We start from the raw sequence: 19,165 nt of genomic DNA, 5'->3' as shown, positions 1-19,165 counted from the left end.
GCTTGCGCCGCCTTCTTTTACATACTTATCGTTTTTATGATGTTTGCTTTCTTTGTTTCTCTATTATAAATCCCAATAATTATTCTTTCGATGTCATCTTTTGATACCCCTTCAAGGCTTTTTGAAGAGAAGAGTCTGCCATCTATATTCACTGGATTGGAGCCAACATCACAGTTAACAGTTTTCCCTGATTTGCTAACAATATGAATTGTGATCATTTCATTATTTTTTAGAGCAGGATAAAGCGGCTTATTGAACTCAAAGATAACATGAGGGCCAATCCCATACCCATCATCTCCAAAATACGCTGATTTAAGAGTCAGATCGCTCGTTAGTTTGATGTTGATATCCAGAGGGGTGGAGAAGTATGCGGGTGAATAGTCAAACCCAACTTTGAAAAGACCAATTTTATCTGCGCCATGATATTTTGCGAACGCAAAACTATGGTATAAATCAAATGCGTCCAGTTTCTTAGATAGCTTAGTAAACTCGAAATCAGGAATATTAAAATTCTTAACTCCATTGTCCAGATTATTTTTGATTATTTCATTTCTAATTTGTGCCTGCCTGTCTCCTACAATCCATGTGTTTGTAAGGAAAAGATATGAAGGTATGAAATAGAACAAGCACATTAATAAAACTGATGACAAGGCAGCTTTGTTTTGCCAGCTGCTGTGTCTAATAGATGAGGAAATAATGAACGACATGCTGATCAAAGTCAGGATTAATGCGCCGTTGTTTGAGCGTGCTGGGATGCCTGGTGCAAATAAGAACGCACAGTTAGCAGCAAGAGCGCCTGCAAAAAAGACCAGGCTGTAAAGCTTCGTTTTGTCTTTAATGTACTTTCCGACGGTGCCAGCGATTAGCAAAACTATAATTGCTATATATACCTGCCAGAACGAACCCATTAAATCAGGAAGTCGCTCGTAGAAATGGATGTCGAATCTATTGGGGAAACTTTTGCTATACCATGATTTGAACCTGGTCGCACGTACAGCATTGCCCGGTGCAAGTAGTAAAATCGCAGCCCCTACAGTTAACGAAAGCAGCCCTGTGATAAGCAGCTTCCTGTTCCCATCCTTTTCAAGAAAAATAGCAAATGCAGTAATCAATATGGTTACCATTGCTGTATTTTCATTTGAACATCCAGCAATCAGCCCAATTACTGCAACCATTGCATAGTGCTTGGAAGAACTTTTGGCGCGGAGAAGGCTAAATAAAGTCATAAAATAAATGCATATGAACAAGTTTGTCCACATGTAGTTAGCTGATCCGACGATCCAGAATGATGTTTGGCCAAGATTTGGGTTTGCTATCCAGTACAGCAAGAAGATTATGATAGGCCCAAAGAAGCTTGATTTTGAATCTTCACTACCAATAATATATTTAGGTAATTGAGCAATAGCTAAAATTAAAGCAGACACTCCGGCCGCATTGATTATTTCATACAGCCAATGAGGAAAGTAAGCGAGCATTGTTCCGCTTACATAATCTGCCACGAGCCGACCAGACCAATGTATGTAATGTGAGTAATGGTCCTTTACAGACGCACCCATTAGCGCATATGAATAATCGTCAGATTGCATCGGTGTAAACATAGATGGAATCAGCATTAATATAAATACTATGCCGAATGCCATCGCCGATGGATATCTTTTAAAGTAATGCATCCTTTAGCCTTCCTTTTTTAAAACATAGCGAGGTCTTTTTTTGACTTCTGTGTAAATTCTTCCGATGTACTCGCCGAGTACGCCGATGCCAATCAACTGTACGCCACCGAGAAACAGGATTGACACGAGCAGCGAAGGGTAGCCGCGGACGGGATTTCCGAAAGCCAGAGTGTCCACAATCATCCAGGCGCCGTAAAAGAATGACATCCCGGCGACAGCCAGTCCGATGTATGTCCACATGCGTAATGGCACAGTTGAGAAGCTCGTTATCCCTTCAAGTGCAAGGTTCCAGAGTTTCCAGCCATTGAATTTCGAATCGCCAGCCACGCGTTCAGCTCGCGCGTACTCAACAACGTCAGTTTTACCGCCAACCCAGCTTAATATGCCTTTCATAAAAAGGTTGCGTTCTGGCAGAAGCTTAATGTTTTCCACGATAGCGCGAGACATCAGGCGAAAGTCGCCCACGTTCTCTTCAATTTTGGGATTGCTGATTTTGTTGTGCAGCTTATAGAACCATTCGGCAGATTTACGTTTTAGGTGCCCATCTGTCGAACGGTCAGTGCGTTTTGCCAGGACCATATCCGCGCCAGCCTGCCACTTTTCAATCAGGTGCGGGATGACCTCAATTGGGTCCTGCAGGTCAACATCGATCGGTATAACAGCATTACCGGTCGCACGGTCAAGGCCAGCGAAAAGAGCGGGTTCTTTACCGAAATTACGGGTAAACGACAAAGGAATTACTAATGGGTCAGCTACGGCAAGTGCGTTGATTATCGACTCAGTAGCGTCTTTGCTGCCGTCATTGATGAAGACTATTTCTATATCGTGTTCTTTTAGCCCTTCGAATTCTCGGACCGTTTTATAGAAGATAGGGATCGCATCTTCTTCGTTGAAGACAGGAACGACAAGAGAGATTTTCATTTAGCATCCCTAAATACGATGTATTTTGAATAAATGAATCCGCATACCAGACTAATCGCTGAGAACACTACCAGCGTCACTATCGGCGCGAGAGAAACCCTGTCGGCTTCCCATCCAACAACGGCACTAAGCGCCCCCATGAACCCCACATAAAGCATGTAGCGCATCGTGGTTGTGCGAGCCTTAAACGTGAATCTGGCGTTAGCGAAAAAGCTGAAGCTTACTGCAAATACGAATCCTGCGAAGTTAGCCAGCGCCTGTGAGCTGTGGAAGACATAAATGCAGATCGCAAACACGACCCAGTGAATGAGTGTGTTGATGATGCCGATCGATGTGTACTTGGCGAATAACTTTAACATGTTAGAAATCAGTGAATTCGGAAAGGTCTGAAGTTTAGCATCCGATAGATACTTGATCGACCCTTATAATTGACGATACTGTATATATATACAGTTTATTTGTGAGGTCTTCATGCCACGCCTACGGGACATCAACGCTGCTTTCAATGCGGCCATACAGCGTAACCCCAAAGGATACCTGTGCCTTCGCACGGATGACTTTGTTCGCGAGCTTGGAATCCTGAACTGGCACTTCAGCCGGAAAGATGCGAACGAGTGGATTGAGCGTTATCAGAATGACTTTGCTGACAAGACTCCAGACCAGAGCGATAACCGATACTGGATGCTCCGTAACATGGGGAGGATATTCTAATGGGATTCCCTTCACCGGCAAAAGACTATGAGGAAGATCGTCTGACGGTAGATAAGCTTTGCGGCGTAGATATGAACTGCAAGGTTATCGAAACGGATAGAGGTTGGGCGGTGATCAATTTCGCGCTGCCAGTTATTCCTGGTGTGGTAGTTTTGGCCACGTTTGACGGACGAAACCACTTCGCGAAGGTAATGGGGAAGTCATTAATTACTGAAGATGGTGAAGCGGTAGAAGGTGAATCGCTGGAAGATGTCGTGGTGCACGGAGTGATTACATTCACCATCAACCGGATCAGAGATGAGAATTGTCCGGTGTAAGAAGCGGTGCGCACCTTTAAGTCATACAACGGATCGGTGGTGATAATGCTGATGAAGTTGGCATGCGTAAAGCGATGAATTGAGAAACTGGAAACAGCTACGCAAAGTTTATGTGATGGGGCACCCTTGGGGCAAAAAATTACCGCAGACATCTCGGATAAGTACATTTGTACCGAAATTGGCTGCGGTAAGGTCTTGCTAAATACTTAGACTATATTGATGAATACCTACACTCTCAAAATCAGGTGTCATCTCTTTGTGATGGAGTATCGGCCCGGCAATTAGATGTGGAAAGAAAGTTACGAAAAGAGCATAATTTATAAAATCGTACTCTTGGACTTTTCCACGATAGCTATCAACGAGAAAAGCAATTTGCGTAAAAGTATAGAAACTAATTCCAAGGGGAAGGATTATATTTCTAAAGGTTAGCTCTATATCTGTTAGGCTGTTTATATTTTCAATGAAAAAATTCGTGTACTTATAATAACCTAAGAAAGCCAGATTAATACTAATGGCGATACCTAATAATGTACCTCTCGAGATACCAAGGCGAACACCTTTTGTGAATGGAGAAACAGCACTACCAATCATAAAATTAAAGAAAATTGAGCCAAGAAGTAGTGGGAGATAACTAACATCCCAGTAACCATAGAAAAAAAGGCTACATGCAACAAGCCAGCACTTTCCTGCAGATATTAGCCTACGATTATTAAGAAAAAAATACCCTATAAAAGATATAGGTAAAAATATAAATATGAAAATTGATGAGCTAAACAGCATCGTGTGACCCCGTTGTTCCCGTGAGGTAATATGAACAAAATCAGTAAAATTTTAAAGAGAACGACTATAGCACTATCTTAGAGTCTGATCGATACTGACGTTTTGAGTTGCCGTTTATTTATACAGATCTCCATTGTGAAAAATTGTGTAATGCAATCCGTATAATGGGCAGCAAGTACTAATCAGCTCTAATGATAGATGTCTCCCTAACAGAAATGGATACCCAAAGGCCAAGGGCAGGGAGAGATAAATTCGTACCGCGAAGGTTTGGAGAAGATTATTGCAAATGGAATACTGATGATGTCGTCAAGGGTTCTGAAAGATTTAGCATATGCCGGATGATGTTACGTCATCCGGCGATTCTCCTACCAACCGCACACATCGTGCTCGTTTTCAGTATCATAGCCGCGAACGGTATTCACCAGATCCTTCACCACGTCTGCTGCGACATCCGGAATCAAAAGCTCCATCGGGGCTTGCGTCTCATAATCTACCGATACACCGTTGCTGTTATTGGTCACGGTGACGGTATACGTTGCTTTGCCCATTCTATTACCCCTTATGTGTGTTAACGACTTTGCCCAGCCCCGCGCCTTCGAGGTTTGCCTGTGGATCGGCGAAGAAATCAATGCTGAAGTAGGTATCGTCGGTCAGCAGCTCAATGCGGTGCCATTTTTCGGGTGGCGAAATGCCAAATGAACCCGCTTCAATAACGAGTTCCAGATCGGGCTCTGTTGCGTCGGCATCCGGAAAGCCAAAGTATTTCACCGCACCCTGCATGACAGAGAGGCGGCCATAGACGCCCGCCTTCGTGTTGTGGTGAGTGAAAAGGGCCTTTGGCGCAGAATCTTTATTCCAGAATGGCGTCGCGCGGGTGTGAACATAATTTTCAGGAATACTAAGCATAGGTTTTTCCTTATAAACGTTCAGAAGTTCAGAAAGATTTCAAAACCTCGGGTTCGACAAAGAAATCGACGCTGAAGACGGTATCGTCACTCATCATTTCAATGTGATGCCATTTTTCGGGGGGAAATACACCGAAGTGACCAGCCTCAATGATGAGTTCGCTATCAGGGTGCGGGGTGACATCGTCAGCATAGCCCAAATAACGCACCGCGCCCTTGCTCACCGATAAGCGGGGATAAACGCCCGGACGGGTACCTTGATCAAGATGGCGTTGGAAAATGCCAGCAGGGGCGGTGTCTTTGTTCCAGAAAGGGGTGGAACGAGTATGAATACAACTCGACGGAATGCGTAGCATATTAACTCCCTCTAAATCTTGGGACTAGTAGAGCACGACCTTGATGGCATCATTTTGCAAAAGATGCACTTATTATGCAACTTTAAAGGGGTAGTAACCCCCCTCTTTATTGACAGTTCAAACTTCCTTTATGATTGTCGGACTCGTTGAGAAACGTCGAGATAAAGGGGGGAAGGGGGAATAAACGCCCTGAAGATGTAGCGCTGATTACTCTATTGTTATTATCCATAAAGTTATAGTGGATAACCCGTAACATTAAAACTTGATCTGTATCAACATATGACGCATATTGCGCGCGGTTATTTTTAGATAAGGTGCACAAAATGACGTTGTATCAAAAAATGTTGGTCTTTTACGCAGTCATGGCGGCACTGTGTGCGCTCATCACCTGGTTTTTGTCCAAAGACCGTAAGCGGATTCGCTTTCTTAGCGCCGTCCTGGTCGGTTCGACCTGGCCTATGAGTTTCCCCGTCGCGTTGCTTATCTCCCTATTCTAAACACGCTTTCACGGTTTTGCGCCGACACTACAGCTCGACGAACGCTGGCCGGCGCAGTGTAGCGTTGCCTTGTACATGAAAAGCCGTCCAGACGATAATATGTCTAACACATTCTATCTTTAGCTATCTCTTCGAATGATCCCTTCAAGCTTGCGTTAAAATCCTTTTGCCCATGCGCAAGCCAGAGATATTAGCTCTGATCCCTCTACGTTCATTTTGTTAATTTCAGCCGTTTTTGATTTAGCGCTGAAGAAAAATCTATTTTCTCCGATATTAACGTAAGGCTTTCTAATGATTCATCGGCATTAAGCGTACCTCTTAATTTCCATGATGATCATTGGAGTTATTATAAAAGGGAGAGTTATGAAAATTAGCAACATGCGTATTGGAACCCGCCTGAGTGTAGGTTTTTTTCTTGTACTATTTATGATGTTTATCATGGGGATGATGTCATGGCAATTAACGCAGTCGAACAGCACTAGCGTTAATACTATGATCTATCAGGATTTACAGAAGGAACGGCTGGTACAAGAATGGATTACCCTGGTTGACCGAAATAGCGGAAATACCATCGCCGCAATGGCAACACAGGACCCGAAATTACGAGAGAAAATTCTCAACAATATTAAAAATGACACGGCGAGAACCTCGGAAGTGCAATCCACTCTCCAGCCGCTTTTGCGATTTGAAAAGGGGAAAGCGTTTTTCCGTGCCATTCAGGAAACGCGAGGGAAATATCTTGTCTTGCGGAAAGAGGGGCTCGAGATGGCTGAGCAGGGAAAATATGAAAACATGAGTGAATTCATATCCACCCGGTTTATGCCTGTCACGCAGGAATATAATAAAACGCTGCACTCTCTTCTTGAACTGCAAAACGAGATCATCAACGACACCCACGCCAGCATAAAAAAAGCGTCGCATCTCACTGAGATGGTGATTGTGCTGTCTGTGCTCTTCGGCATCGTATTGGGATCGTTAATTGCCTGGTATATCACTCGCAGTATTACGCGCCCGCTGAAAGAAGCCGTGACGGTAGCCACCCGGGCAGCGCAAGGTGATCTGACGACAGACGTTAACGTCCACTCGACGGATGAGCTGGGTCAGCTGATGAGTGCGTTGAAAGAGATGGTGTCTGAGCTGGGGTCAACGGTACTTAAGGTGAGACATGGCGCGGAAAGTATCTCTGTTGCCGCGGATCAAATTGACGCAGGTAACCAGGATCTGGCTTCTCGTACGGAAGAACAGGCGGCTGGCGTGGTCGAAACGGCTGCGACGCTGGAGCAGCTAACGTCCACCATCAAAAGTACCGCTGATAACGTCCGTCGCGTAAATGAGTTGTTCACGGAAACCGGTCAGGTTGTCAAAATCAACAGCGATCGTATGCATGAAGTTTCAGCAGCCATGGAAGCGATTCATAAAGGTGCTGAAAAGATGGGCGATATTATTGCCGTTATTGAGGGTATCGCCTTCCAGACCAATATTCTGGCGTTGAACGCTGCCGTTGAGGCCGCCAGGGCCGGGGAGCAGGGGCGTGGATTTGCCGTTGTGGCCGGAGAGGTCAGAACGCTGGCGCAAAGAAGTTCGGCGTCAGCCAAAGAGATCCGCGACATTATCAGCGCCTCGGTCAGCAAAATTGCCGACGGTCGCGGGCTGGTCTCACAGGCTGATAACGGTATGCAGGAGATCGTCGATACCGTCTCGAGCGTCCATACGTTAGTGGATGAAATTGCACGCGCCAGCCACGAACAAAGCGAAGGTATCACCCAGATCAACATTACGATGGGCCAGATTGACACTACGACGCAGCAGAATGCCTCTTTGGTTGAAGAATCCTCGGCCGCCAGTGGCTCACTAAAAGAGCAGGCGCGCATCCTGATCGAGAGTATTCGCGTCTTTGTGTTGCGGGATTCAGAAATGAACAACCCACCTCTGCGCCCTCAGGTTTCGTCCGCTGTGATACAAGGCAAACCTATAGAGCCGCGCGGTTCCGAAAAGGACTGGCAGGCGTTCTAATTCAGTTGCCATAAGTGTTGAAAAAAAGTATCGGTTAGCCTGCCAATGAACTGCGGCAGGCTATTTCTTTCTACGTCATACCGTTTTGAAATGATTCAGGCCTGGACGCTACCCATTTTCCGATCGGCAGAGAAATAGCGTAGTCACAGAACCCTCCTTCATACATCCGCCCAAAAATGCATCACTATATTCAGGCAAATTAACAACATGCCGTAAACCGTGATCGTCACACTCAATAAAAAGAAACACCGGTGCTATTTTTACAAAACTACAAACCAAAATGATGAAAGGATATCGTTATGTCCACTCGTACTCTACCTTTGTGGGTCGCAGCGGCCGCTGTCGGCATATTACCTTTTCACCTCGCACAGGCGGCAAGTTCAGTGAAGTTTCCAGATAAAGTTTGTAATATCACTCAATACGGTGCCGAAGGCCATCGGCTGCAAATTGCGCTGAACACCGACGCCATTCAAAAAGCCATTGATGATTGCGCTGCTGCGGGTGGGGGCACAGTTCTGGTGCCGAAGGGCAATTTCTTAACCAATCCGCTGTTCCTGAAAAATAACATTCAGCTAAAACTGGAAAAGGACGCCACGCTGGTGGCTTCAACCGAGGTCGCTGCGTATCGTGCAGATGAGAAAACTAAATTTGCCGAAGCGGAAAACGGCTGGCTACCGTTTATCAGCGTCGCAGACGCGCAAAACGTCGCTATTGTCGGGGAAGGAACTATCGACGGTCAGGGCGCAGTGTGGTGGGAGCGCTGGAGAGAAAACATCCGCGCGACCGGTAAAAAAGGCGGTACCGATCGTCCGCGGCTGATTTACATCACGCGCTCACATAACGTCCTGATCGATGGCGTCACCTTAACCCATTCACCCAGCTTCCACGTCGTGACTCGCTATGCGCACGATGTTGATATTAACGGTACGCGAATTCTTTCTCCGTGGCATGCGCCAAATACGGACGCTATCGATCCTATCGACAGCCAGAATATTCGTATCACCAATAACTATATCGATTGCAATGACGATCATATCGCCATCAAAGCTGAAAAAGCCGATCCGCGCTTCCCTGATGGGGTGGTAGATAACATCTATATTGCCAATAATACCCTCAAGCAGGGCCGCGGAATTTCTATTGGCAGTGAAAGTGCGGGTGGCGTGAATAACGTACTGGTGGAAAATAATACCTTTGAAGGATCGATGTACGGTATTCGAATAAAAAGTCCGCGCGGGAAGGGCGGCGAGGTAAAAAATATTATTTACCGCAACACCAAAATGCACAACGTCGAAGTACCGCTGGTATTTTCCGCTTATTATAAAGCTGCGCCTATTGTTGAAGCTGAGGTCGATAAATTGCTCCAGGAGGGCGGTTTTACGCTCGGCGAGCAAATTTATCCACCGGACAGCGATCCCAAACAGCCCTTCGAAAAATATAAAACGCCGCACTTCAGTAATATCACCGTGGAAAATTTAACTTCCACCGGCGATAGCAAAGCGGCCGCCTATATTATTGGAACGCCGGAAGCACCGCTCAGTGGTTTCCACTTTACGAATGTGAATATTGAGGCAGCCCAGGGTCTGCGTATTCGTCATGCCGAACTCGAGACCAAAGGACTTAATCTGACCGTAAAAGAAGAACCGAAAATTAAGAAAGATGCTGGCGCCATCGTTCAAGAATAACGTGACGTTGACGGAAGACTGCACCAATGAGACCTGCTATTGCGTGCAGTCTGTCCTGCTTAAAACCGCACCCTCACATCGTGTCAGGGCGCTGTTCCATGTCCAGTGCGCTTGCACTGGCGGGGTCAAACAGCGAAAAGCTTTCAATCTGATCCAGCATTATTACCCTGCGAAACGCCATTGCGCTCCTTGGCTCTGAATCAAGCGTTATGTCATGTTCGGCATACCACTTGCTGTAATTGTGTTCAATGCGCATATCCATTTTCTTGCCATCACGATAGCCGCTGAGCATCGGGATCAGCACGATATTCGCCGTCTTTTCATATTCCAGCGTCGCGGTATGTATCATCCCGATGTAAATTCGCCGCGATTTAAGCGTCACCATCGCCAGCTCGCCTTCTTCCATACACTGATAAAGCAACTGTTCGATACCGCTCGAACGCGCCAGACGTTTATAGAGTTGCTTCCTGCCTTCACCGTCCAGCCTGGCGCTGCCAGCCCAGTTTGAACGATAGAGACAAAAAATGATCGCAAAGGCCAACATGAGGATCACTGGGGCCTGAATACCCAGAAAGCTCCAGTTCATAAAATCGATTTGCCAGTTGGCATAGTGTTGCGAAGTAAAATGGAACCGATTATCGGCCAATGAGAGTCCAAGCAGCAGTAACCAGAGCAGCCCGGTGGCGATCACGCCCTGCAACACGAAAATGCAGCCATACAGCGCGACAAGAAAATAGACATCCCAGCCGAAGGAACGCTTGATTTTAAAACGGGTCGAGAGATCGCGACTGGTGTACCAGTACCCACACACCATCAGCACCATAAATATTGCCGTGCCCATATTATGCCCTCTTCAGCGCATTCACGTGGCGCAGAAAGTCTTGCCGCACCTCATTGCTCTTGAAGTTGACCGAGGCATTACCGTCCTGGTCAATAATAATACGGTCACCGTCCTCAACGGCCTCAATAATTTCCTGCTGACTCATCACCTGCAGTAACGACTCTGGGCTGGAGAAAACCGACATGAATATGCGTTTCATCGTCTGACATCCTTATAAACAAAAAGGATAAGCCTGGTAGACTCATGCCGGTGTCGCCATAAGGTAATCCTGAAAATGCATATTTTATTGGGATATGAAGGGATATATTTTTGGTTGGTTGGTTGGTTGGAGGAGGGGAATTGTCCGCTTTTGCTTATGGTCGATAGTATTCGACACATGAATTGACAGCAAAAGCGGCCATAATTTAACGATGCTGCCTCAGATATTATTTCGTCGCCAGTTCTCTGCGGATAATTTCAGCACCGGCACTCAGTGCATTGAGCTTGCCGTTGGCAACCTGACGAGCAAGGGGCGCCATGCCGCAGTTGGTCGACGGATAAAGTTTGTCGGCGTCAACAAACTGAAGCGCTTTTCGTAACGTGCTGGCCACTTCTTCTGGTGTCTCAATGGTATTGGTCGCCACGTCGATGGCACCGACCATCACTTTTTTACCACGAATCAGCTCAAGCAGATCCATGGGAACGTGTGAGTTATGACATTCCAGTGAAATGATATCGATAGAAGAGGTTTGCAGTTTTGGGAAGGCCTCTTCGTACTGTCGCCACTCAGACCCCAGCGTCTTTTTCCAGTCAGTATTGGCCTTAATGCCGTATCCGTAGCAGATATGGACAGCCGTTTCGCACTTAAGGCCTTCGATGGCGCGCTCTAACGCCGCAATTCCCCAGTCATTCACCTCGTCAAAGAACACGTTAAAGGCGGGTTCATCAAACTGGATAATATCCACACCCGCGGCCTCTAACTCTCTGGCTTCCTGGTTGAGAATTTTGGCAAATTCCCAGGCCAGTTTCTCGCGACTTTTATAGTGATTATCATACAGCGTATCGATCATTGTCATCGGCCCAGGCAGCGCCCATTTAATCGGCTGCGTGGTGAGCTGACGTAAATATTTGGCATCTTCAACAAACACGGGCTTTTGGCGTGCGACGGCACCGACGACCGTTGGAACGCTGGCATCATAACGATTGCGGATTTTAACGACCTCGCGTTTCTCAAAATCCACGCCGCTGAGGTGCTCGATAAAGGTTGTGACAAAATGCTGGCGGGTTTGCTCGCCATCACTGACGATATCAATCCCGGTGCGCAGCTGATCGTCCAGCGATAAACGCAGAGCATCCTGTTTGCCCGTGATTAATTCTTCATTTTGCAGTTTCCACGGAGACCACAGGGTCTCCGGTTGAGCAAGCCAGGACGGTTTGGGTAAACTGCCAGCCGTCGATGTTGGGAGCAATGTTTTCATAACAGGTGACCTTTTTATTTTTAATTAATCAAAGCGCGCAAGGGGCGGTAAATTTCTCAAGGATGTTTTTATAGGGTTTGATGAAATGTGTTTCAGTAAATTTCCCCTGCTCAATCGCTAACTGGCTGCGTTCTTCTCGATCGTAAACAATTTTAGTCAATGAATGATCCTGGTTATTCAGGTTAGGCTGATAATATTGCCCAGCGACCGAGTTAGCATTGTAAATTTCAGGGCGATAGATTTTCTGGAATGTCTCCATGGTACTGATGGTGCCAATCAGTTCAATAAACGTGTAATCATTCAGCAGATCGCCGGAGAAAAAGAAGGCCAACGGCGCGGCGCTGTTTGGTGGCATAAAATAGCGAACCTGCAGCCCCATCTTTTTGAAATACTCTTCAGTCAGCGAAGCGCCATTTTGCGTGTATTCAAAGCCCAGAACAGGATGCTCATTTCCGGTACGCTGATAGCTGTTTTTATTCGAAACACTCAGGCAAATCACCGGCGGCTTGCTAAAGTTAGCTCTGTATTCACTTGAATTTGCGAAATATTTAAAGATATTGCCGTGCAAATCACCAAAGTTATCGGGGATGGTAAACTCAGCCCGATCTTTATTGTGATCTAACAGCACCACGCTAAAGTCATAATCACGCACGTAGGAGGAGAAGTTATTACCGACAATTCCTTCGATACGCTGCTGCGTTTTCTTATCCAGAATAGTGGTTTTCAGTATTTCAATCGCAGGGAAGCGGGTGTGATTACCCTCTGCATCAATATTCATCTCAACGGTGATGATGTCGAGTTCGACAGAATAACGATCGCCCTTAGGATTATCCCAATGCGCTAATGTATTAAAGCGATTATCGATCATCACCAGCGTATTGCGTAAGTTCTCCTGACGGTTTTCGCCTCGCGCCAGATTTGCAAAGTTCGTCGTAATACGCGTGTTTTCCGAAGGGTTATAATTCTCATCGAAGCGGCTGTGCTTAATTGTGAAGGTGAAATTTTTATTCATAGTCATCTCGCTTCCTGAGTGCTGACGTAAAAACTGACTTTATCGCTGGATGTTCCAGTATTTGGAGAATCCGTTTTCATGTTGCCAATTCGTTAACATTGCATCTTTTATGCCAGAGCCAATGAGTGAGGGGAAGCGACTAAATTTCACGACAACATGAGCTATCTTCATGATCGCGGGCATGCCCGAATTTTGTCATGGTAAAGCGGTTAAAACCCATGCGGCGTACAGCGGGAATCAGTGGGGAAGGCAGGCTTGCAGTAAACGGTGAACCTGAGCGCCAGAAAATTCATCCACTATCAAGATGAAAAAGTGACACACCAGACAGCATAGGGGCGATGAACAAACGGAAGGAATGAGGCCCCTTACAGAGCCTCAGTCAAAGCAATTTTCGAGGGTAATCACTGCCTGACGGCAACAACCATCTCCAGCTCAATGGGCGCGCCGCGCGGCAGCTCGGCGACGCCAACGGAGGTGCGGGCATGTTGCCCCCGCGCGCCAAGCCGTTCAACAAGCCGATCGGACGCGCCATTCATCACCTGCGACTGTTGAATAAATCCAGGCGCTGACGCGATGTATCCCACCACTTTCACTACCTGGACGATGTGTGCATCGCCCCCCACGGCTTGTGAGACCGCATCAAGGCATAAGTCCGCGCAAAATGCGGCCGCTTCCTGAGCACTGGCGAGATCAACTTCAGCGCCGACCTTACCGGTGTACAGCAGCGTTTCTCCGCGCCGCGGCAGCTGACCGCTCACGTACGCAAGACCCTCATGAATCATGACAGGGACGTAATTCCCCCCTGGCGTATTTAGCGTATCTGTCATCATTCCCCCTGCGTCAGGCGCTATTTTACAATCGCCTGTAACGCTTTACGCGCGGCAGGCGTGATGTCGTGTGGATGCTGATACCCAATATTTTCAATTGCACGCGTGTAGAGTGCGACCAGCCAGTCATAGACATAAATCGTCGCAGCATGAACCGGCTGCTCTCCCAGGCGGGTGAGTCTTGGCGTTGTGTTGCTGACCACGGGCGTCACGAAAATGGCCTGACCTTTACGCACGCGACTGGCCGGACGAGACGACTCAGGCGTTTGCGCGTAACCTAGCCAGCCGATGAAATTCCCTATAGATGCATGCAGCTGGGCGGCGCTGCTTTTGTCGGCTTCGACAATCGCCTGCAGCATCTTCGGAAGATCCAGTCGGTAGCTGCTCAGCACTAGCGTATCCGCTATCTGCGGCAGCACGTTGATGTCCAGGCCCAGTCTGCTGGCCGCCGCGTCGTTGCGACTCCACTGACGCAGGTGATTAACCCATACGCGATGCGCCAGACGGGCTTTATCTTTGGTCTGATAAACATCACCGCCTTCGCTGGCATTATCGGCAAACAGGTCGATAACGTCGGTGAACAGGCCATTAACCTGTTCCTCACGCGGCTGTTGAACAGCCAGAAGCGTTTCGAATGCTTTAAGCGGGGGCAGCAAGCCCTCCAGCAGCTCGCCATGACGTGCTGCGCTGTTCTGCAAGGCTCTCACCATCGCTTCAGCCTGGGTGCGCTGCACTTCCGGTTTCACTGTCGCAGGCGTGAGATAGCTTTGCATCAGTGCACGACGCTCACGCTGTTGTGCCGTTTTCAACGCCTGAAGCCGCGACTGACGCTGTGCGGGGAGCGTGGCCTGTGACAGCCATTCCACGACGCGCTGCATGCTGTGTGCGTCCAGAGCCTGCAAGGTCCCCCAGCGCTGGCCCGGTTTACCGAGCAGTTGCTGTACAGCTTCATCCAGATTTTGTTTAGTGGTAAAGCGCGCATCATGCGGAGTGATCGCCCAGACCAGCCCCGGCAGCGCAGACTCTTCACCCGCCTGTGTATCTTTGACCCAGTTCAGCAGGGCTTTTGCCGTTTTGGCGGTTTGCTCGTGCTGTGCGGTCGCGTTGCAAATCACCAGCACATCCGGCTGCATTTGCTGGCGATAATGCTCCAGCAGCCAGACATATTTTGCCTGCGCCAGCGGCGATAATTCGGTATCGGAAGGGGCAGGAATATCAATGATATCGACATTTTCCAGCACGCCATTTTCAGTCGGGAGGACCAGTTCACGGGTCAAAAACGCCAGGACGTCGACGGGAATACTGATGGCATTCAACATCTCGCCATCGTTGAGCGGATGCAACACCGCCTCCTGCGCTTCAGGAGAGGTGAACTCACCGCGCGTCAGGAATCCTTCGCTCGGCAGGCCAAAATTATCAACCAAAAGACTCAGCGGCGCGGCCAGTTCGCTGGCATGACCGGTTTGATGCAGAACGTGCGCGAGCTTCAGCCACTGCTGCGTCAGTTCCTGCTGCTCGCCCCATAACAGCGACCAGATGCTGGCGCGCGTGCTCAAATCGAGCGACGGAATGAGCTGCGCAAACTGGTGCCACAGGGCATCATCCATTTGCTGTTCCGATCCCGGCACAGTGCTTCGCCAGAATCGCGCAATGGCTCCCACTTCCTGCGCCGTCATTCCCGGCACAGCCTGCGGCTGGCGCAATGCGCGCCATTTTTCCACGCGCGCTTCAATGACCGCTTTCTCAACCGGACGAATCAAGCCCTGTAGGGTGGTGCGCGCAATGAAAAGTTGAACCAGCTCGGCTTCGGTGACCAGACTCAGACGGAGAGGGAAAGCGTCGTCGGTCACCGCAGGTGAGAACGGGGTAAAGCGCACGGCCATATTGGTCAGCGCATGGCCGGGATTCAGGTGTGAAAAGTAGTCAAAGGTACGCAAACCGGGCGCGACATCCAGCCGTCCGCTGCCGCTTCCGCACAGCGCCACCAGGAGGTGCGCTTTGGCGGCCTGCGAGTGGCCATACAATCCGATACTGCTGTGCGCGTCGATGGCGCGGTCAAGCGCCTGTTCACGTGCTTGCACCGAGGTCAGTCGGGCCAGCAGCGCGTCGGCGTCATTATCCAGCATCGGGGCGTGCAGGCGCGTTTCATTGATCCACCCGATCAAGGCCTGAGTGGTGGCAGTCTTCGCTGTCATTTCAGATATACGCTCCCGCTGTCGATCCAGTAATGACTTCCGCTATGACGGCGGTCAGCCAGGGTATTCAGTTTAAAGGTTAATGCATCAGGCGGAACCGGAGTACCGTCCTGTAACCAGGCATCGCTCAGCTCAAAGGCTTCCGGGCCTTCCTGTTTGGTTCCGCCGGTCAATTTAAGACGCACGTTCAATACCCCGTCTCCTGCGATGGCTTTCGCCAGTTCCGCAGAGTTAATGCTCAGGGTATACAGCGGCGTAGCTGGCCAGCGCGCGTTTTCCAGCTGACGGAATCCCAGCGTCACGTTGCCGCGCAGCGGGAAGTGCAGTTTGGTGTCGAGTTTCGCGCCAGGTTTGTCCAGATCGATATTTTGATACCAGACGTTTTCCTCACGCAGCGTATTGACCGTATTGTCCAGCACGCCCAGATAACGCACGGTGGAGTAAGCGCCAATATCGGCCGCTTTAAAATTAAAGCGCGGCAAACGCAGGTCGAGCGCAAGGCTGCACAGCATCGCCCCAACCGCCGCCGTTGATTTTGGATTGCCAATTCGGCCCTGCTGGCTGAACGGATACCACTCATGGACGCGGTATTTATCCAGCCAGACGATGCGGTTCACCGGCACCGGTTGCAGGTGGCGAATTAATGCCTGCACGCCAGGCAGACAGCCAGGGCGTCCGGTAATCAGCAAAATATCGCAGGTATAATGTGAAATCGCTTCGCAAACGGCGTGCAGCGGAGCGGCCAGCGTAAACTGACCCGCCAGCATCGCATCCTGCATTTCGTGGAAATTCACGTGCAGCGGGACGGCAAACAGATCGAAGGCGGCAGAGCCCGCAGGCAGCGCATGATCAATCGCCTGCTGCAGGTAATTCATGACGTTGCGCGTCGGTTTTTGCGACAGCAGATCGCCAAAGGTGGCGTGTAAACCCGCCAGCGGATCGTCGATATCGCTGCTTTCCCACGCCGCCAGAATGGCGTGGCCAATCGGCATAAACAGCTGCAATGCCGTTTGCTGGCGTAATACCGCCTGCGTATCGATGCGTCCGGAATCGCCAAACAGCGACGCCATCAGCAGGGACGCGTCCGCAATTCCGGATTTTTGTAACTGGGTTTGCAGCGCAGGCAAGACGTAGCGCTGAATAACATCCAGCAGCGTGTCATCGCCCGCCACTTTAAAGCCTTCGCGGAACAGCAACTGCGGGGTGATTTTGACGTTATTGCCGGAGCCATCATCAAGCTGATAATGGGTGATCGCCATATCGGTCGTGCCGCCGCCAATGTCAATCGAGGCAACGCGCAGCGCGCGGCCTGGCGATGAATTCGTTTCGGCCGCGCGATCCGGGCGGGCGAGGGAGGCAAAGAACGCTTCCGTCTGGCCGCCAAAATGGGAAATGGCTTCGTTATAGAGCCACACCAGCTGTCCGCAACTCGCTTCGTCCCATTCCATTTGAATTTCCGGAACGGGAATGACGCTTTTATCCTGCTGTTTGCGGCTGGCAAAGTCTTCATCCTGCGGGTGCCAGCCCATCGCTTTCCAGACAATCGCGATAGCTTCAAACATACGGCGGCGGAATATTTCACGCTCTTGCTTTGGCATGGCTGACGGCAGGGTGAGGATCAGCGTGCGGAGCTGTCGCGGCGAGGCCGGGAAGCCCAGACGCAGGCGCGTGGCGACGCTGTTGATTTGGCCCAGCGCCTGCGCGAGTAATTCACACAGCATATGCGTCATCAGCGTGCTGCGGCTGTATTGCGGTGAAAAGACCGGCAAGCGTTCATCCTGAGGCAGGGTAAACAGCGGTTGCCCGTCATCATTCATTAAGTTCATCAGCGGGAAGGCGGTCGCCAGCGGCTCGCGCTGGGTTTTGCTGTTCATCTGACTAAAGCGCCAGTCCTGAACCACCGGCGTTTCATCCCACAGATAGCGGCGTGGGCTGGAAATTCCGCTGTTGCCTTCCGTTCCCAGGCGTTGCATCGCCAGCTTGCGCGCTTCATCGCCCACTCGGACGATAGACGGCCAGACGAACGCATCTTCACGTCCGCTTTCGACCGAGAAATGCTGTTTGCCAAAACGCGCTTCAGAAAATTCAAGACGACTGGTAAACAGGGGCTCATTCAGGAACTGAGGTTCGCTTAACGAGCGCACCTGCAGCTCGGCTGTCTGGCGTAAACCGTCGTTGGCATCGCCATGATCTTCAATGATCACGCCGCAGGTGTGAGTGTTGCCCACGTCAAGAATCAAATCGACGGGGATCGCCGGCGTGCTGAGCGTATGCGTAACAAATTTGACTTCAGGGACGGTGATTTGCTCGCCCAGCATAGTCATCAGGTTGAGCCAGTGTGCCTGGTACTCAAAGCCGCGCATGGCCTGTTGCAGATCGCGATCTGAGCGGTTTTCTACGCCCGTGGCATAGCCGGTGAACGCTTCGCGCAACCAGCCGTCAATCCAGGTCTGATCGAGGAAATTGAGCACTTCCTCATCACGCCACGCCAGCGCAAAACGGGTGCCGTTGAGAATATCGTTCTCAACAGGCGACAATCCGTGGGTGGCGTGCTCGGCGATTTGACTGTCGAGCGCAAAGGTCACACGGTGGGTATTGCCTGCGCCGTCAGGGATTTCCAGCTTGCGCACCTGAACGCGCGCCCAGTTGTCCGGGCCGTCCACAAAGGTACGCGGCGGGTTAAAGCGTAAAAAAGGCACCGGCAACCAGACGCCGTCGAGCACCGTCAGTGACTGATGCAGCAGGATTGTGTTTTCCGGTTTTACGACTTCAGGATGACCGCCGCCCGCGCCTGGCAGGGTATAGCGGCCATTGACCAGATCGTAATTCAGGCGCAGCAGGGGACCGTTGGCGGTTTTACGCACAAAACGACCGTGGCTGGCCGAGTCCTGCGGCGTCAGGCCGAAATCGAGAAACTGTACGCCGCTGTTCGCAATCAGCGTGACGCTTTGTTTGTAGTCGCAAAGATTTACCAGCATAGA

The 19,165-nt window shown here is 49.7% G+C and carries 19 protein-coding genes; 5 read left to right on the top strand and 14 right to left on the bottom strand.

All coding sequences use genetic code 11. From position 1 onward, the window contains the following. Positions 1 to 17: 17 nt before the first annotated feature. From I6L74_RS19305 to I6L74_RS19295, 3 genes are read right to left on the bottom strand one after another with little or no spacing between them, the layout of a single operon-like run. On the bottom strand, positions 18 to 1,670 hold the full coding sequence (locus tag I6L74_RS19305) for a DUF6056 family protein (protein ID WP_059179018.1): 1,653 nt from the start codon (positions 1,668 to 1,670) through the stop codon (positions 18 to 20). A gap of 3 nt (positions 1,671 to 1,673) precedes the next feature. After that, on the bottom strand, positions 1,674 to 2,591 hold the full coding sequence (locus I6L74_RS19300) for a glycosyltransferase family 2 protein (RefSeq protein WP_059179017.1): 918 nt from the start codon (positions 2,589 to 2,591) through the stop codon (positions 1,674 to 1,676). Then, the gene (locus I6L74_RS19295) at positions 2,588 to 2,950 is read right to left on the bottom strand and encodes a GtrA family protein (protein ID WP_059179016.1); all 363 of its coding nucleotides are present in this window, start codon (positions 2,948 to 2,950) and stop codon (positions 2,588 to 2,590) included. Before I6L74_RS19295 ends, I6L74_RS19300 begins: the two co-directional genes overlap by 4 nt. 112 nt (positions 2,951 to 3,062) lie before the next feature. On the opposite strand from I6L74_RS19295, the gene I6L74_RS21500 reads away from it, so the two are divergent. Both I6L74_RS21500 and I6L74_RS19290 read left to right on the top strand, forming a co-directional pair. Then, the gene (locus tag I6L74_RS21500; protein ID WP_059179015.1) at positions 3,063 to 3,302 is read left to right on the top strand and encodes a hypothetical protein; all 240 of its coding nucleotides are present in this window, start codon (positions 3,063 to 3,065) and stop codon (positions 3,300 to 3,302) included. After that, a complete protein-coding gene (locus I6L74_RS19290) occupies positions 3,302 to 3,619 on the top strand; it encodes a hypothetical protein (protein WP_059179014.1) in 318 nt (105 codons plus the stop codon). Before I6L74_RS21500 ends, I6L74_RS19290 begins: the two co-directional genes overlap by 1 nt. A 198-nt stretch (positions 3,620 to 3,817) precedes the next feature. On the opposite strand, the gene I6L74_RS19285 is transcribed toward I6L74_RS19290, so the two are convergent. The 4 genes from I6L74_RS19285 to I6L74_RS19270 all read right to left on the bottom strand — a co-directional run bounded on the left by I6L74_RS19285 (position 3,818) and on the right by I6L74_RS19270 (position 5,660). Continuing rightward, complete coding sequence (locus I6L74_RS19285; RefSeq protein ID WP_059179013.1) at positions 3,818 to 4,399, bottom strand: MBOAT family O-acyltransferase; 582 nt, start codon at positions 4,397 to 4,399, stop codon at positions 3,818 to 3,820. A gap of 365 nt (positions 4,400 to 4,764) precedes the next feature. Next, positions 4,765 to 4,947: a DUF1869 domain-containing protein gene (locus I6L74_RS19280; protein ID WP_012017513.1), complete on the bottom strand. Its 183-nt coding sequence runs from the start codon at positions 4,945 to 4,947 to the stop codon at positions 4,765 to 4,767. Between the two features lie 4 nt (positions 4,948 to 4,951). After that, positions 4,952 to 5,305, bottom strand: coding sequence for a TehB family protein (locus tag I6L74_RS19275; RefSeq protein WP_059179012.1), 354 nt, complete (start codon positions 5,303 to 5,305; stop codon positions 4,952 to 4,954). Between the two features lie 28 nt (positions 5,306 to 5,333). Further along, entirely contained in the window at positions 5,334 to 5,660 is a 327-nt protein-coding gene (locus I6L74_RS19270; RefSeq protein ID WP_059179011.1) for a TehB family protein, read from the bottom strand. A gap of 323 nt (positions 5,661 to 5,983) precedes the next feature. Here I6L74_RS19270 and I6L74_RS19265 point away from each other — a divergent pair, with 323 nt between their 5' ends. From I6L74_RS19265 to I6L74_RS19255, 3 genes are all read left to right on the top strand, one after another. Continuing rightward, on the top strand, positions 5,984 to 6,157 hold the full coding sequence (locus I6L74_RS19265) for a GhoT/OrtT family toxin (protein ID WP_072241840.1): 174 nt from the start codon (positions 5,984 to 5,986) through the stop codon (positions 6,155 to 6,157). A 363-nt stretch (positions 6,158 to 6,520) separates the two neighbouring features. After that, a complete protein-coding gene (locus tag I6L74_RS19260; RefSeq protein WP_059179010.1) occupies positions 6,521 to 8,170 on the top strand; it encodes a methyl-accepting chemotaxis protein in 1,650 nt (549 codons plus the stop codon). A 299-nt stretch (positions 8,171 to 8,469) separates the two neighbouring features. Continuing rightward, on the top strand, positions 8,470 to 9,852 hold the full coding sequence (locus I6L74_RS19255) for a glycoside hydrolase family 28 protein (protein ID WP_082691921.1): 1,383 nt from the start codon (positions 8,470 to 8,472) through the stop codon (positions 9,850 to 9,852). 73 nt (positions 9,853 to 9,925) lie between these two features. Here I6L74_RS19255 and I6L74_RS19250 read toward each other — a convergent pair whose 3' ends face one another. The 7 genes from I6L74_RS19250 to I6L74_RS19220 form a co-directional block, all read right to left on the bottom strand. Then, positions 9,926 to 10,693: a hypothetical protein gene (locus tag I6L74_RS19250; protein WP_059179009.1), complete on the bottom strand. Its 768-nt coding sequence runs from the start codon at positions 10,691 to 10,693 to the stop codon at positions 9,926 to 9,928. 1 nt (position 10,694) lies between these two features. Continuing rightward, a complete protein-coding gene (locus tag I6L74_RS19245) occupies positions 10,695 to 10,892 on the bottom strand; it encodes a hypothetical protein (protein WP_059179008.1) in 198 nt (65 codons plus the stop codon). Positions 10,893 to 11,118: 226 nt separating this feature from the next. Beyond that, a complete protein-coding gene (locus tag I6L74_RS19240) occupies positions 11,119 to 12,150 on the bottom strand; it encodes a methionine synthase (protein ID WP_059179007.1) in 1,032 nt (343 codons plus the stop codon). A 28-nt stretch (positions 12,151 to 12,178) separates the two neighbouring features. Further along, positions 12,179 to 13,162, bottom strand: coding sequence for a DUF1852 domain-containing protein (locus I6L74_RS19235; protein ID WP_059179140.1), 984 nt, complete (start codon positions 13,160 to 13,162; stop codon positions 12,179 to 12,181). Between the two features lie 401 nt (positions 13,163 to 13,563). Continuing rightward, complete coding sequence (locus I6L74_RS19230; RefSeq protein WP_252687777.1) at positions 13,564 to 13,992, bottom strand: RidA family protein; 429 nt, start codon at positions 13,990 to 13,992, stop codon at positions 13,564 to 13,566. A gap of 17 nt (positions 13,993 to 14,009) precedes the next feature. Next, positions 14,010 to 16,184, bottom strand: coding sequence for a virulence factor SrfC family protein (locus I6L74_RS19225; RefSeq protein WP_059179005.1), 2,175 nt, complete (start codon positions 16,182 to 16,184; stop codon positions 14,010 to 14,012). Continuing rightward, a complete protein-coding gene (locus tag I6L74_RS19220; protein WP_059179004.1) occupies positions 16,181 to 19,162 on the bottom strand; it encodes a virulence factor SrfB in 2,982 nt (993 codons plus the stop codon). The genes I6L74_RS19225 and I6L74_RS19220 overlap by 4 nt, the downstream gene beginning before the upstream one ends. Positions 19,163 to 19,165: the final 3 nt, after the last annotated feature.

The organism is Lelliottia amnigena (assembly GCF_019047465.1).
In the GTDB taxonomy this organism is placed as follows: domain Bacteria; phylum Pseudomonadota; class Gammaproteobacteria; order Enterobacterales; family Enterobacteriaceae; genus Enterobacter; species Enterobacter amnigenus.
The sequence above is the reverse complement of the archived record's forward strand: the minus strand, read 5'-3'. Positions and strand labels throughout refer to the sequence as shown.

Coding starts and splice junctions, on each gene's coding strand:
- I6L74_RS19235 (WP_059179140.1), bottom strand. CDS start 13,162: ATGAATAAAAATTTCACCTTCACAATTAAGCACAGCCGCTTCGATGAG.
- I6L74_RS19300 (WP_059179017.1), bottom strand. CDS start 2,591: ATGAAAATCTCTCTTGTCGTTCCTGTCTTCAACGAAGAAGATGCGATC.
- I6L74_RS19280 (WP_012017513.1), bottom strand. CDS start 4,947: ATGGGCAAAGCAACGTATACCGTCACCGTGACCAATAACAGCAACGGT.
- I6L74_RS19305 (WP_059179018.1), bottom strand. CDS start 1,670: ATGCATTACTTTAAAAGATATCCATCGGCGATGGCATTCGGCATAGTA.
- I6L74_RS19220 (WP_059179004.1), bottom strand. CDS start 19,162: ATGCTGGTAAATCTTTGCGACTACAAACAAAGCGTCACGCTGATTGCG.
- I6L74_RS19255 (WP_082691921.1), top strand. CDS start 8,470: ATGTCCACTCGTACTCTACCTTTGTGGGTCGCAGCGGCCGCTGTCGGC.
- I6L74_RS19275 (WP_059179012.1), bottom strand. CDS start 5,305: ATGCTTAGTATTCCTGAAAATTATGTTCACACCCGCGCGACGCCATTC.
- I6L74_RS19225 (WP_059179005.1), bottom strand. CDS start 16,184: ATGACAGCGAAGACTGCCACCACTCAGGCCTTGATCGGGTGGATCAAT.
- I6L74_RS19270 (WP_059179011.1), bottom strand. CDS start 5,660: ATGCTACGCATTCCGTCGAGTTGTATTCATACTCGTTCCACCCCTTTC.
- I6L74_RS19240 (WP_059179007.1), bottom strand. CDS start 12,150: ATGAAAACATTGCTCCCAACATCGACGGCTGGCAGTTTACCCAAACCG.
- I6L74_RS19265 (WP_072241840.1), top strand. CDS start 5,984: ATGACGTTGTATCAAAAAATGTTGGTCTTTTACGCAGTCATGGCGGCA.
- I6L74_RS19295 (WP_059179016.1), bottom strand. CDS start 2,950: ATGTTAAAGTTATTCGCCAAGTACACATCGATCGGCATCATCAACACA.
- I6L74_RS21500 (WP_059179015.1), top strand. CDS start 3,063: ATGCCACGCCTACGGGACATCAACGCTGCTTTCAATGCGGCCATACAG.
- I6L74_RS19250 (WP_059179009.1), bottom strand. CDS start 10,693: ATGGGCACGGCAATATTTATGGTGCTGATGGTGTGTGGGTACTGGTAC.
- I6L74_RS19245 (WP_059179008.1), bottom strand. CDS start 10,892: ATGAAACGCATATTCATGTCGGTTTTCTCCAGCCCAGAGTCGTTACTG.
- I6L74_RS19260 (WP_059179010.1), top strand. CDS start 6,521: ATGAAAATTAGCAACATGCGTATTGGAACCCGCCTGAGTGTAGGTTTT.
- I6L74_RS19285 (WP_059179013.1), bottom strand. CDS start 4,399: ATGCTGTTTAGCTCATCAATTTTCATATTTATATTTTTACCTATATCT.
- I6L74_RS19290 (WP_059179014.1), top strand. CDS start 3,302: ATGGGATTCCCTTCACCGGCAAAAGACTATGAGGAAGATCGTCTGACG.
- I6L74_RS19230 (WP_252687777.1), bottom strand. CDS start 13,992: ATGATGACAGATACGCTAAATACGCCAGGGGGGAATTACGTCCCTGTC.